The sequence below is a fragment of the Rhodococcus sp. 15-2388-1-1a genome (assembly GCF_002259145.1).
GTDB lineage: Bacteria > Actinomycetota > Actinomycetes > Mycobacteriales > Mycobacteriaceae > Rhodococcoides.
Window position 1 is genome coordinate 76,086 of the sequence record NZ_NPFP01000018.1, and the last position, 13,109, is coordinate 89,194.

Annotated in this window: 14 protein-coding genes; 5 read left to right on the forward strand and 9 right to left on the reverse strand. The window is 64.5% G+C overall.

Translation table 11 applies throughout. The annotated features are described in order from the left end of the window. Window positions 1–9: 9 nt before the first annotated feature. Entirely contained in the window at window positions 10–771 is a 762-nt protein-coding gene (locus CH302_RS11980; RefSeq protein ID WP_052048106.1) for an IclR family transcriptional regulator, read from the forward strand. Here CH302_RS11980 and CH302_RS11985 read toward each other — a convergent pair. From CH302_RS11985 to CH302_RS11995, 3 genes are read right to left on the reverse strand one after another with little or no spacing between them, the layout of a single operon-like run. Beyond that, window positions 745–1,896 carry an aromatic ring-hydroxylating oxygenase subunit alpha gene (locus CH302_RS11985; RefSeq protein WP_052048080.1) on the reverse strand — a complete coding sequence of 384 codons (1,152 nt, stop codon included), beginning with the start codon at window positions 1,894–1,896 and terminating at the stop codon, window positions 745–747. The two genes, CH302_RS11980 and CH302_RS11985, sit on opposite strands and share 27 nt — an antisense overlap. Continuing rightward, window positions 1,893–3,044 carry an N-methyl-L-tryptophan oxidase gene (gene solA / locus CH302_RS11990; protein WP_037195438.1) on the reverse strand — a complete coding sequence of 384 codons (1,152 nt, stop codon included), beginning with the start codon at window positions 3,042–3,044 and terminating at the stop codon, window positions 1,893–1,895. The genes CH302_RS11985 and solA overlap by 4 nt, the downstream gene beginning before the upstream one ends. Window position 3,045: 1 nt before the next feature. Next, window positions 3,046–5,478 (reverse strand): GcvT family protein, encoded by a 2,433-nt coding sequence (locus CH302_RS11995; RefSeq protein ID WP_037195436.1) that lies wholly within the window; start codon window positions 5,476–5,478, stop codon window positions 3,046–3,048. A gap of 177 nt (window positions 5,479–5,655) precedes the next feature. Between CH302_RS11995 and CH302_RS12000 the strand changes: the two genes are divergently transcribed. The 3 genes from CH302_RS12000 (at window position 5,656) to CH302_RS12010 (ending at window position 8,390) form a co-directional block, all read left to right on the forward strand. Next, window positions 5,656–5,991 carry a bifunctional 3-phenylpropionate/cinnamic acid dioxygenase ferredoxin subunit gene (locus tag CH302_RS12000; RefSeq protein WP_197477884.1) on the forward strand — a complete coding sequence of 112 codons (336 nt, stop codon included), beginning with the start codon at window positions 5,656–5,658 and terminating at the stop codon, window positions 5,989–5,991. Continuing rightward, window positions 5,988–7,133, forward strand: a complete 1,146-nt coding sequence (locus CH302_RS12005) for an NAD(P)/FAD-dependent oxidoreductase (protein ID WP_037195434.1) — start codon at window positions 5,988–5,990, stop codon at window positions 7,131–7,133. Before CH302_RS12000 ends, CH302_RS12005 begins: the two co-directional genes overlap by 4 nt. Before the next feature lie 237 nt (window positions 7,134–7,370). Then, window positions 7,371–8,390: a DUF5914 domain-containing protein gene (locus CH302_RS12010; RefSeq protein ID WP_037195433.1), complete on the forward strand. Its 1,020-nt coding sequence runs from the start codon at window positions 7,371–7,373 to the stop codon at window positions 8,388–8,390. A 1-nt stretch (window position 8,391) separates the two neighbouring features. On the opposite strand, the gene CH302_RS12015 is transcribed toward CH302_RS12010, so the two are convergent. Next, window positions 8,392–8,859 (reverse strand): SRPBCC family protein, encoded by a 468-nt coding sequence (locus CH302_RS12015; protein WP_037195432.1) that lies wholly within the window; start codon window positions 8,857–8,859, stop codon window positions 8,392–8,394. After that, window positions 8,856–9,200 carry an ArsR/SmtB family transcription factor gene (locus CH302_RS12020; RefSeq protein ID WP_037195431.1) on the reverse strand — a complete coding sequence of 115 codons (345 nt, stop codon included), beginning with the start codon at window positions 9,198–9,200 and terminating at the stop codon, window positions 8,856–8,858. The genes CH302_RS12015 and CH302_RS12020 overlap by 4 nt, the downstream gene beginning before the upstream one ends. Before the next feature lie 229 nt (window positions 9,201–9,429). On the opposite strand from CH302_RS12020, the gene CH302_RS12025 reads away from it, so the two are divergent. Then, window positions 9,430–9,867 (forward strand): Hsp20/alpha crystallin family protein, encoded by a 438-nt coding sequence (locus CH302_RS12025; protein ID WP_037195747.1) that lies wholly within the window; start codon window positions 9,430–9,432, stop codon window positions 9,865–9,867. Window positions 9,868–10,052: 185 nt separating this feature from the next. Here CH302_RS12025 and CH302_RS12030 read toward each other — a convergent pair whose 3' ends face one another. From CH302_RS12030 to CH302_RS12045, 4 genes are read right to left on the reverse strand one after another with little or no spacing between them, the layout of a single operon-like run. After that, window positions 10,053–10,586 carry a GNAT family N-acetyltransferase gene (locus tag CH302_RS12030; RefSeq protein ID WP_082323867.1) on the reverse strand — a complete coding sequence of 178 codons (534 nt, stop codon included), beginning with the start codon at window positions 10,584–10,586 and terminating at the stop codon, window positions 10,053–10,055. Between the two features lie 8 nt (window positions 10,587–10,594). After that, window positions 10,595–12,112 (reverse strand): NAD(P)/FAD-dependent oxidoreductase, encoded by a 1,518-nt coding sequence (locus tag CH302_RS12035; RefSeq protein WP_037195428.1) that lies wholly within the window; start codon window positions 12,110–12,112, stop codon window positions 10,595–10,597. Then, window positions 12,109–12,846 carry a class I SAM-dependent methyltransferase gene (locus CH302_RS12040; RefSeq protein WP_037195427.1) on the reverse strand — a complete coding sequence of 246 codons (738 nt, stop codon included), beginning with the start codon at window positions 12,844–12,846 and terminating at the stop codon, window positions 12,109–12,111. The genes CH302_RS12035 and CH302_RS12040 overlap by 4 nt, the downstream gene beginning before the upstream one ends. Further along, complete coding sequence (locus CH302_RS12045) at window positions 12,843–13,076, reverse strand: RNA-binding S4 domain-containing protein (RefSeq protein WP_032397061.1); 234 nt, start codon at window positions 13,074–13,076, stop codon at window positions 12,843–12,845. The genes CH302_RS12040 and CH302_RS12045 overlap by 4 nt, the downstream gene beginning before the upstream one ends. Window positions 13,077–13,109: the final 33 nt, after the last annotated feature.

Below are 13,109 nucleotides of genomic sequence, written 5' to 3' on the forward strand. Positions count from 1 at the left end.
ACTGGGTTGGTGTCCGAGTCCCCTGTCCAGTCCGTCGACCGCGCGATCGAGGTGCTCGAATACCTTGCCGACCACGGTGAATCCGGCGTACAGGACGTTGCGGCGCACCTCGAGGTGCACAAGTCCACGGCTTTTCGCCTGCTCAGCGCACTGGAATTTCGCAGACTCGTCGAGCAACCCGGTGAGCGCGGCAAGTATCGCCTCGGCATCGGCCTGATCCGCCTCGCGACGTCCGTATCCACTCAACTGGACATCACCCGCATCGCCCGACCGATCCTGCAGGAACTCGCCGACACCATCGGCGAGACCGTCAACATCGCTGTGCCCGACGGCAACGTGACCGTCAATATCGATCAGGTCCGCGGCGGCTCGTCGATCATCAGTCACAACTGGCTCGGTGAGAGGTCGGCTCTGCATGCGACGTCGAGCGGGAAAGCCCTGATGGCGTACGACGACTCGCTCCTGAAGGCCGGCGTCGACGGTCATCTCGAACTGTTCACCGCGAACACCATCACCACCAAGGCCGATCTGCTCGACGAGATCGAGACGGTCCGTGCCACCGGAATCGCCTACGCGCGCGAGGAGTTGGAGATCGGACTCAACGCGACGGCGGCAACGATCCTGAGCTACGACGGTTCCGCGGTGGGTGCGATCACCGTCTCGGGTCCCGCCTATCGACTGGACGAGGACCGCCTGACGTCGGCGGGGGTATCCGTTCTCGATGCTGCGCAGCGCGTTTCGACGCTATTGGGCTGGTCCGGTCACGCGTGATCCGACCCAGTCCTGGAATGCCCTGATGTGATGCTCGGCGGGCACCAGCACGCCGCCGTCGCGATACATCCGTGACGACATCGCCGGCTGACACCGCTCGCACGCCTCGAAATCCTGCTCGTTGACGCGATGGAACAGCTCCACCGACTTGTCCATCGTCGCCGCACTGTGCGGATCTGCCACCACCGCAGGGGCATAGAGCCAATCGCATTCGACGACCGTCCGATCCGCGGACATCGGGAACATCCGATGGATGATGACGTGATCGGGAACCAGGTTGACGAACACCGTCGGCCTGATCGTGATCGCGTAGTAGCGGCGATCGCGATCCTCGCCCACCCCGTCCAGGGCGTCGAAGCCGTGGGAGCCGTCGACGGTGAATCCGGCTATGTCGCTGCCGAATTCGGCCCCGTGGCCCACGTACGTCTGCGCGGCCATGCCGTCGGCGAACTCCGGAAGCACCTCGGTGAGCTCGGGGTGAATCGTCGCACAGTGATAGCACTCCATGAAGTTCTCGACGATGAGCTTCCAGTTGGCCTTGACGTCGTAGACGATGCGACGCCCGAGGGCGAGTGATTCCATGTCGTACGAATCGATGGCACCCACACCCCCGAGCCGTTCGCGAACGTCGCCCTGCACCGTCTCCTCGAAGGACGGAGCCTCCTCGGCCACGCACACCCAGACGTACCCGAGCCATTCGCGGACGTGCACCTTACGGAGCCCGTACTCCACCCGATCGATCATCGGCATATCGATCAGGTTCGGAGCTGCGATCAGCTTGCCGTCGAGATCGTACGTCCATGCGTGATAAGGGCATTGAAAGTTTCGCCGCACCGTTCCCGACGCCTCGGTGCACAGTGTCGCGCCGCGGTGTCGACAGATGTTGAAGAACGCGGTCACACCGCCCTTCCGATTGCGGCTGATCAGGATCGACTCTCGACCGACCTGAATCGTGCGGAATTTTCCGGGTTCTCCGATGTCGTCCGATCTGATGGCACAGAACCACATCTGCTCGAAGATCTGCTCCTGCTCGCGGACGAAATATGCCGGATCGACGTAGGTGTCACCTCCCAACGTGGGAAGCAAGGTCGGCTCGGGATCCAACTCCGGCTCCAGCATCGTCATGCCGACACCACCTGGTCGGCAATCGATCGGGCGGGATCGAACAGCGCGATCGGATGCTTCGTCTCGCCGTCGATCGCGAGGTCCGCGAGGACTTCGCCGATGACGGGGACGAATTTGAAGCCGTGCCCCGAGAAGCCGCACGCCACTGTTACATTCGCGTGGTCCGGGTGCTTGGCGACAACGAAGTGCTCGTCGGGTGTCGTGGTGTACATGCACGTCTTCGCATCCTGATGCGGTCCGGACAGCGCCGGAAACGTGGTGACGATGCGCTGCTGCAGCCGAGCGATCTCCTCGGGATGCACTGTGCGATCGATGGTGTCGGGATCGCACGGCGTTCCGGCGCGGAAGAACGAGATCTTCACGCCGCCGCCCTCCCCGTCGATGGCCGGAAAGCCGTAGATCTGATCCGGCCCATCCCCGCAGATGTAGACGGGGTGGTGCGAGCTGTCGAAGGCCGCTTCACCCGACTCCGGGGTGATCCAGTGCATCACCTGCCGTTCGACCACCATCGGTACGCCGATCTCGGCGAGCAGCTTCGGTGCCCACGCTCCCGGTGAAAAAACCAGTGCACCAGCGGTGTACGTGCCGGCCACCGTGGTCACGGTCACCGAGGAGTCGGTGGATTCCCAACCGAGCACCTTTTCGTGGTAGCGCAGTTCGGCACCCGCAGCCTCGGCGAGATCGAGATGCGCGGCGACCGTCGTCTCGGGTCGCGCAATGCCCGCCTTCTCCTCGAAGAGTGCGAACTCGTCGGGCTGCAGCCGTACCGTCGGGAAGCGCCGCTGCGCTTCGGCAGGGTCGAGTACGTCGTGCTTCAGGCCCCACTTCTCCGATGCCAACAGACTTCCACCGAACGTGAGCCCGTCCGGCCGTCCCACGTAGAGGCCACCGGTTTCGGTGAACACGTCCCGTCCACTGTCCGAGGCGAGGTCGTGCCACAGTTCGTACGCGCGCAGGAGCAACGGTACGTAGGCCGGGTCCTCGAAGTACGACTGCCGGTAGATGCGGGAGCCACCGTGACTCGATCCCAGCGCATGCGCGGGTCCGAACTGGTCGATACCCAGCACCCGCTGTCCGCGTCGGGCGAGGTGACAGGCGGCGGCACTGCCCATTCCGCCGATGCCGAGGACGATCACGTCATAGGTCATATCAACACCTGATCTTGTTCATGTCGGGATCCACCAGCGGTTCGGCCATGACCGTCGCAGGTAGTAGGTCACGGAAGTACTGCACTGCAACGTGTTCGCCGGGTTGCAGCCCTGCCGGTAGCCACGCGTAGGCCACCGTCTTGCCGATCGTGTAGCCGTAGGCGGCACTGGTGACGTAGCCGGCCACGGTGCCGTCGATCAAGACCGGTTCCTTGCCCATCACCACGTGCGACGGGTCGTCCAACGTCAGGCAGGTCAACACCGGGCCGCCGCGTTCTTCCTGCAGCGCCGAGGCTCCGACGAAGTCGCCCTTGGCCTTTCGCACCGCAAACCCGAGCCCCGCCTGATACGGATCGTGTTCGGTCGTCATGTCGGTGCCCCACGACCGGTAGCCCTTCTCGAGCCGGAGGCTGTTGAACGCACTCCGTCCTGCGGCCACGACGCCGTGCGCCTGCCCGGCCTCCCACAGCGTGTCCCACAAGCGCAGTGCGGTATCGGCATCGGTGTACAGCTCCCAGCCGAGCTCGCCCACGTACGACAGTCGCAGCGCCAGGACGTCGACCCCGCCGACGTGAATGGTCCTGCCGTTGAAGTACTTGAGACCGGTATGCGAGATGTCTGCCGAGGTGAGCGGAGCCAGCACCTCCCGCGCCAACGGTCCCCACAGACCGATACAGGCGGTAGCACCGGTGATGTCGCGAACGTACACATCACTGCCGGCATGGCGCAGCATCCAGTCTTCGTCGAGCGGACCGTTCACTCCCACCTGGAATCGATCCTCGGCCACCCGCGCGACGGTCACGTCGCTGCGAACACCGCCGGTCTCGTCGAGCATCAGTGCGTAGGTGACGCTGCCGACCTTCTTGTCGAGCTGGTTGGTCGTCAACCTCTGTAGCAGTGCCAGCGCGCCGGGCCCGCCGACCTCGAGGCGTCGGAGCGGGGTCATGTCGTACATCGCCACGGCTTCGCGAGTGCGCCAGGCCTCGACGGCGCTGATCGGTGACCAGAATTTCGCCGACCAGGGCTCCCGTTTGGGTGCCTGCCACTGTTCCGGAAGTTGTTCGAGCAGAACACTGTTGGCTTCGTACCAGTGCGGTCGCTCCCACCCGGCACCGTCGAGGAACATCGCGCCGAGCTCCTGCTGACGACCGTAGAACGGGCTGACGCGGAGCGGTCGCGGTTCCACTTTCGGCTGCAGTGGATGGATGATGTCGTACACCTCGACGAAGTTCTGCGCACTGGTGCGCGCCACATTCGACGGCACCAGGTCGGTCTTCTCGAATCGGTAGAGGTCGCACTCGTGCATGTCGATCTCACTGTGCCCGGTGATCATCTGCTCGGCAAGCGATTTCGCTACACCGGCAGAGTGCGTCACCCAGATCGCCTCGGAAACCCACAGCCCCTGCACTTCTCGTGATTGACCGACGATCGGCGCGCCGTCCGGGGTGAAGGAGAAGATGCCGTTGAACGCGTGCTGAATCTTCGCTTCTCCGAGAGAGGGAAGGAGCTCGGTGCTGCGTTGCCAGGCGTCGGCGAAATCGGCCTCGGTGAACGGCATCGACGACGGCATGTTCTGTGCGGTCACGTTCTCACTGGAACCCAGGTCGCGGGAATCGACGGGCATGGGACGGTGATGATACGAGCCGATTCCCAGGTGGTCGCCGTGTTCGCGGTAGTAGAGCCGCTCATCCTGATGACGCAGAATGGGCAGAATCGCTTCGGTACGCGCTCGACGCGACGGCAGGTCCAACTCGGTCGTATGCGCGTACTGATGCGCCAGCGGCTGCAGGGGTACCCGCATGCCGAGGAGGTCACCCAGCTCCGGCCCCCAGAATCCGGCGCAGCAGACGACGATGTCGGCCTCGAACGTGTGCTCGCCCGCCCGCACGGCCGTCACTCGGCCGCTGCTCTGGTCGATCGACGTGACGTTCATGCCGCCGATGAAGCGCGCACCGCGGGCGGTGGCTTGCTCGGCCTGCGTCGCGCTGGCCTTCACGGCCTTGGCCAGCCCGTCGTCGGGGGTGTACAGGCCGGCGAGTATGCGGCCGCGCTCGAGCAGGGGGTAGAGCTCGAGGCACCGTTCGGCGTCCACCACCTCCGACTGCAGTCCCCAGGACGTGGCGAAGCCGTGGCGTCGATGCAGTTCGTCGACGCGCTCGGGCGTCGTCGCCACCTCGAGGCCACCGACGTCGAGAAAGCAGTCGAGGCTCTTGAACTTGGAGGCCGTGTAGGCCGCGAAGCGCGACATGGATCGGGAGGAATTGGTGGCGAAAACCAGGCCCGGCGCATGCGAGGTGGAGCCTCCGGTGAGCGGGAGTGGGCCCTTGTCCAGGACTGTCACGTCCGTCCAGCCACGTGCGGTGAGTTCGTCGGCGAGGCTGCAGCCGACGATTCCGGCACCGACGATCACAACCCTCGGGATGCTCGAGGACATGACACGCTCCTAGGGGGTGTACGTCGAGTTGATTTAGTTGCACAATACGAACTGCACTTCGTATAGCGCAACAGATTCACACGATCGAAACTCGAGCGTTCCACCGCCGCAACGGGGTGATCTCACGCTGGGTACAACACGAGCACTGCACACCCTCAGGTCCCCGGAGGCCCGACCATGACCGCAACGTTCTCCACCCGCGTCCTGCTCGACGTCGGTCGCGCCGAGGATCTCCCCGACGGCGAGGCCTTACGCGTCACCCCGGCCGGAGCACCGCCGATCGCGATCTTCAACGTCGAGGGTGAGTTCTTCGCCATCGACGACACCTGCACCCATCAGGACGCCTCACTGTCCGAAGGCTGGGTGGAAGGCTGCGCCGTCGAATGCCCGCTCCACACAGCATGTTTCGACCTACGCACCGGTGCTGCACTCGGCGCGCCCGCCAAGGTTCCGGTGCGAACGCACGCCGTACACGTCGAGGACGGGGTCATCCGCATCGCGGTCACCCCGTGAAATCGGTGACCGTGGTCGGGGCCTCGCTCGCAGGAGTGGCCGCGGCGCGGGCACTGCGCGATCAGGGCTTCGACGGCCGAATCACGATGATCGGCGACGAAGTGCACCTGCCGTACGACCGGCCGCCGCTGTCCAAGAGCTTTCTGCTCGGCGACGAATCCGCACTGCCCCTCGACATCGACGGCCTCGACGTCGAATGGCGTCTGGGTTACGCGGCGACCGGCCTGTCGGGAACCACGGTCTCGACCGCATCCGGGGATATCGGTGCCGATGCGGTGGTGATCGCAACGGGTGCCGCGGCCTGCCGCCTCCCCGGCACCGTCGGGATCGACGGAATTCATGTGCTCCGCAGCCTTGACGATGCCCGTGCGCTGCGGTCTTCGCTGTCCTCGGGAGTACGGGTCACGGTGGTCGGAGCCGGGTTCATCGGCAGCGAAGTAGCCTCCACTGCAGTCGGACTGGGCGCGTCGGTGACAGTTGTCGAGGCCTCGAAGACTCCGCTTGCCCGCGTGTTCGGTAGTGAGCTGGGCTCACTGATCGCCGGGTGGCATCGGAACGCCGGTGCGACACTACTGACCGGAGTATCGGTGGCCGGATTCGTCGTCGAGGCGGGCCGGGTGCGTGCGGTGGAATTGGCGGACGGTTCCATGATCGAGTCCGACGTGGTCGTCCTCGGCGTCGGCTCGATGCCGAACGTCGACTGGCTCGACGGATCCGGCTTGGAAATCCACGGCGGAGTGGTGACCGATCAGCGCGGTATCACCGCGAACCCGGCCGTCGTCGCCGTCGGTGACTGCGCTGCGGTGCGAGATGCCACCGGGGTGATTCGGCGCGACGAACACTGGACCTCCGCCGCCACCCGACCTGCCGTCGCCGTCGAAGCGCTCCTCACCGGTGGGTCCAAGAGATTCACCGGACTGCCGTACGTGTGGTCGGACCAATACGCCGCACGAATCCAATTCGCCGGACATCACGGACCCGACTGCGTCGCCGACATAGTCGAGGGCGACCCCGCCACCGGACCCTTCGTCGCGATCTACCGACGCGATGATCACCCCGTCGCTGTACTCGCGGTCTCCTCGCCGCGATCATTCGGCAAATGGCGCCGCCAGGTGGTCGATACCGCGAACCTGGTGACCTGAGCGTCCACAATTTCCCTCCGCCGACGGCATCGCGCTTCTCGAGCGAAATTGTGGACACTGACAACAGTTGGTCGATCCACTCCCGAACCGACTCCCCCGCCGCCGCTCACCCGCTCCCCAAGTCCACTCGATGTGACATTGACCCCCGAAAAGGCCACCGAATGTCACATTGAGTACCCACCAACGGGAACAATGGTGACGGAATACGGGAATCGATTGTCGACTTTGGGAGCAGCAATGACCGCGCTGGATGCAGTACGACGACGTTGGCCGAAGACGATGCCGTTGCAGCCGCTGCCGTCGGAGTCGTGGGCCAAGCAGGAGCCCACCTGGAAGGGTGCGAATCCGCAGGTCATCGAGTCTGCTTTGAAGCGTGCGAAGACACGGACCTCCGGCAACTGGTTCGTGTTCGCTGCCAGTCGCGACGTCAAGGCCGACAAGCCGTTCGGCCGTTATGTGGGCACCACCGAATTGGTGGCTTGGCGTGACTCTGCAGGCAAGGTCCACATCGGTCCTGGTGCGTGCCCGCATCTCGGTGCAGCGTTGGACACCGCGAAGATCGAGTGCGACACGTTGGTCTGCCGCTGGCACGGTCTCGCGCTCGGGCCGAAGGGCAAGCCCGGTTGGCGTCCGGTTCCCGCATTCGACGACGGGGTTCTGGTGTGGGTTCGGCTCGACGAGCTCGGCGGTGAGGAGCCGACGCCCGTCCCGGTGGTCCCGATTCGACCGCCTGCCTCGACCGCCATCGCCGGTGTGGTCACTCTCGTCGGCAAGTGCGAGCCCGACGACATCATCGCCAATCGACTCGACCCGTGGCACGGCGCGTGGTTCCACCCGTACTCGTTCGCTCGGCTGAAGGTGGTCAGCGCGCCGACCGAGATCGATGTACCCGAGGAAGATGATCGTTTTCTGGTCGACGTGACCTTCCGCGTCAGTCGCGGCATCGGAGTTCCGGTGCGGGCCGAGTTCGTCTGCCCCGGTCCCCGCACCATCGTCATGCGCATCCTCGACGGCGAAGGAGCGGGAAGCGTCGTCGAAACGCATGCGACGCCTCTGGCCCCCGCAGCCGACGGCACGCCCCGCACCGCCGTCATCGAGGCCACGATCGCGAGTTCGGATCGTCCGGGATTCCAGATGGCGCGCAAGGCATCCGGTCTCCTGCGGCCGGCGATGAACTTCACCGCTGCACGTTTGTGGAAGGACGATCTCGACTACGCCGAGCGACGCTACGAGTTGCGTTCGCAGGGCCGGGCCTGATCTAGCCTTCGACAAACTCGGCGAGTTGTGCAATGACGGTGCCCCAGCCGTCGTGGAAACCGTACTCCTCGTGCATCTTTCGGTCTTCTTCGTTGCGGTGCATCACGTGGGCGTGGTACTCGGTTCCGTCGGGGTGGTCGGAGAGGGTGATCACAGCGGTCATGAACAGCTGCGGCGCCGGCCGCCACCCTTCGACGAGCGAGTTGGTGAACACGATGCGCTCACCGTCGTCGACGGCCAGGAAGCAGCCGTCGATATGGGGCTCGTAGGGACCGCCGGATTCGCTCATCGAGGTCCGGAATGCGCCACCGGGCTTCGGATCCCAACCGTCGACGCGACACAGCGCAGGCGCGGGAATCCACCATTTCTCGAACTTCGACGGGTCGGTCCACGCACTCCAGACTGCTGCGCGTGGAGCCTTGATGACTCGGGAGATGGTCAGATCCAGAGCCGGATCGATCGATGTCATTGCGGTTCACTTTCATTCGAGGTGTGGGTGACGAAGTCTTCGAGGCGATCCGTCCGGGATTCCCAGACGGCCCGTTGTTCCTGCAGCCAGTGACCCGCAGCATCCAGGTTGGATCGCTCGATCGTGCACGCACGTACCCGGCCGACCTTGCGCGTACGGATCCAGCCACTGCGCTCGAGCAGATGAATGTGTTTCATGAACGACGGCAGAGTCATGTCGAACGGTTCGGCAAGCTCGCCCACGGTGGCCGGTCCGGATCCCAACCGGCTCAACACAGCCCGCCGGGTCGGGTCGGCCAGTGCCTGAAACACATCGTCGAGAACAGTCGAATACTGAGCCATAAGGCACACTATCTCGCAGGCAATACTAAGCGCAAGAGCTAAGTATGTGAACAAGCTGCTGCGATCACGACCCCTACTGCGCCGCAGCACTATTGGACCTGAAAAAATTCTGAGAACCTTCGAGAAACCTCTTGGCACTCTCGGGGTCGGAGTGCTAATTTCTGTTCTGCACAGTTGAGGAGCGACTCACCACAGGGGTGAGCGCATCTGGGTACAGGAGGTGGTTGCTGTGCTTCGTTTCGATCCGTTCCGTGATGTCGATTCCCTCACGTCGGCAATGCTGGGTGCCTCTTCCGGTTCGGACCGCGCCCCGCGATTCATGCCGATGGACCTCTACAAAGTCGACGACCACTACGTGCTCAGTGCCGATCTACCCGGCATCGACCCCGGATCCATCGATGTCGACGTCGACCGCGGTACGTTGACGCTCACCGCTCATCGATCCACCCCGGAAAGCACTGGTGTGCAGTGGATTACCTCGGAGCGATTCGCCGGCACGTTCCGTCGCCAGGTCTCTCTCGGTGACGGCGTCGATACCGAGCGCATCTCCGCGGCGTACGACAACGGCGTTCTGTCCATCACCATTCCCCTGGCCGAACGCGCGAAACCGCGCAAGATCGACATCACACACGCCGAGCAGAAGTCCATCGAACACGAGACGGCCTGAATCGAACCGACCACGACACGGCAGTGGGGGTGATGCACTATGCAATCCGAGGCGGTGATGTGGACGGAATCGACCGACCGTGAGCGCTGGTGGCGCACGGTGGTGGGCGTCGAGACGAGCATGAGGGAATGCTCGACGGCAGATGTGCTCGATCAGTGTCGAGCCGAGCCTCTCGACGACGATCTCTACCCGCACACACAGCACGCAGCCTGACGAGAAGGGCCGGCACCGAACACTCGGTGCCGGCCCTTTTCATCGGAAGATCTACAGGGACAAGAAAAGAACGCACTCGATGGATCGACCACGTAGTCCGCGAACGGCGGGCACTCGGCGAATCCGTGTCGCACATACAACCTGCGGGCGGCGGCGAAGTAGTCCTGAGTTCCCGTTTCGAGGCTCACCCGCCCGTACCCGCGTCGACGCGCGTCGTCGAGAACATGAACGAGCAGACTCGACGCCACACCGCGGCCCCGCGCCGCCCCCGTGGTCCGCATCGACTTCAGCTCACCATGATCGGGTGAAAGCTCCTTCAAGGCAACGATTCCCAGCAGTGCGTCCGCCTCCCAGGCAGTCCACACGGTGACGTCCGATCCGCGCAGGCCCGACAGATCGAGGGCGTGCACACTCTCGGCAGGCGAGGTGGCGTGCATGTCCGCGAGATGCTCGGTGAGCAGCGCATGCACGTGCGGACGCGACAGATCGTCGACCTCGATCCGCATGCCGGAACTCACCTGTTCATGAGCCTCTCGATGGCGTCGAACATCTTGAATCGTCCACTCGTCGGAACTGTTTCGATGTCGTGACCAGTGATGCCCCAGCTCGCCAACAGTGTGTTCGCGGCCTGCAGCCCGGTGGTGGCTGCACGTTCCATCAGCGCGACCGGCAGATCGATACGGATGCCGTCGCCCGCCAGTACCAGTGCGGGTTCGGGGGTACGGACGGTCGGCCGCTCGGCGAACGCACCGAGGCCGAACATCGGGCAGTCGTCGCGCCACTCGGATCGCTCGGCAATCACTTCTGCGGCAGCGGTTTCCGGATAGATCTCGTGCATCCGATCCATCAGCTGCTGCCGGGTGACCTCCTCGGAGTCCTCGGCGGCGTAGGCGTGCAGTTCGACGACGGAGCCACCGGTGCGGGCAGCCCACTGCGCGGCCTCGTCCTCGAATCGTTCGAGCACGCTGATGTTGTCGATCGGGGGCATGCCTCCGGTGCCGATGAAGGCGGGGCGGTCGGCGTTGACGGCCTTGCTCAACCAGACTCGGTGAACCAGGAACGGCGGTGTATTCTGCAGCGCCGCAACCTGTTTGCGCCAATCGGGCGTACCCAGCTCGGGTGACTGCTCGAGCACTTGCTGCAATCCGGCGATGTCGGTGGCGAGCACCACCGCGTCGGCGTCGATGATGCCGCCTGCGTCGACGCGGAACTTTCGCAACCCACCGCGGCTGATCTCGCCGCACGGAGTGGACGTTCTGATGTCGACTCCGAGCCCGGTGAGGTACTCCCCCAGCGGGTCCCACAGAGCCTGCGGATACGGGTCGCGTGGAACGTCGAAGATCAGGCCCTCGGAGGAGCCGAGGAAGTAGATGTGGAACATCATGGCCAGTTCGGCGGCAGACATCTTCTCGGGATCGGCGAAGAAGCTTCGGGAGAACACGCCGAACGCCAGATGCCGTGCTGCCTCGGGAAAGTTGATGTTGCGCAGAAACTCTGCGGCCGGAGTGGTATCCAGCTCGTCGAACGTCTTCGGCACACTTACCGTCATCAACGGCAGTGCCGCGATGCCGTTGAGGTCGGTGAGATCCTTCCACCGGAACGTCGGGCTGCGCTTGACGAACGCGAATGCATTGAGTGGCGGCGTATCGGGCAGGCCTTTGAATCCGTCGATCCGGCCGTCGCCGTCGATCAGCGGGTAATCATCGACCGGGCGCAGCCGAGCCAACTCGGGGTCGGTGCGGCGGAGCAGGTTTCGGAGGTTGTAGTACTGCCGAAAGAACGCGTGGAAGCCTCGGCTCATGGTGGCGGGCGAGCCGTCCTCGAGCGTCGTGTCCCAGCCGCCGACGCGGCCACCGAGGTAGCTTTCGCGTTCGACCACGTGCACCTTCACGCCGCGCTCGGCCAGTGCGGTCGCAGCACTCAGGCCCGCGATTCCCCCGCCGACCACCACCACGTGCGGGACGTCCGCCAGCTGACCGGCATCGGAATATCCCTGCGCCGCAGCATGGGTGACCTTCTTGGAGTCGGTCAACGCTCTTCCTCCGTGGGACGAGAGCCGAGGAACGTGTGCACCACACCGTTCTGCCAACCGGTCATGGTCTCTCTGGCTACGCCGGTGTAGCCGGCTCGCTGCATCCGACGCATGAAGGCCGAGGCACCGTCGAAGGTCACGACACTGCGCCACAGGTGCCGGTACAGGGTGGCGTCGCGCGTCGCCAGCCAGCCCAGCGGAATGATGATGCCCCAGCTCACCACGTTCCAGGAGATCCTGGCCCGTAGCGAATCGTGCACCGAGTACTCGTGGAACGCGATGGTCGAGCCCGGACGCAGCAGTGACAGAAGCGATTTGAGCTCCGTATCGGGGGCGTCCACATTCCGGATGAGGTAGGCGGCGAGAATCGCGTCGAATGGACCGTCCACCCCGTTGATCGCCAGATCTTCGACGCGTGAGTGCACGAACGTCACGTTCGACGGCCAGTCCTTGCTCCGTGCGACCTCGAGCATCTCGGCGGACGCGTCGGCGGCGACGATCTCGGCATGCGGCGCGGCTTCGAGCAGCGCTGCAGTGGATGCGCCGGTGCCGCAACCGATGTCGAGCAGACGCAGACCGGAACCGAGGTTCGGGATCCGTAGGCGCTTGGCCGACTTGAGCAGGTGTTCGTGGTAACCGGGGTTCGCTCCGACGAGTCGGTCGTACGCCTTGGCGCCGACATCGAATGCTCCGGGAACTTCGTTGCGCGGCAGTCCGCCCTTACCGACCTTCACAGTGCCTCTTCCTTGCTCACGCGGGCCGAGGGCCCACCCTGGACCGATACGACATCACCGTGCTGCAACTGCCGTCCGCGCCGCACATCGACGTCCCCGTTGACGCTCACCAGTCCGTCGGCGATGACGCCCTTCGCCTCGGCACCGGATTCGATGAGGTTGGCGAGCTTGAGGAACTGACCCAGTCTGATCGATTCGTCGCGGATGGGGACATCGTGTGCGTCGGACATGTCTCCATCCTGTACTAGCGAGCCGTTCGCTGC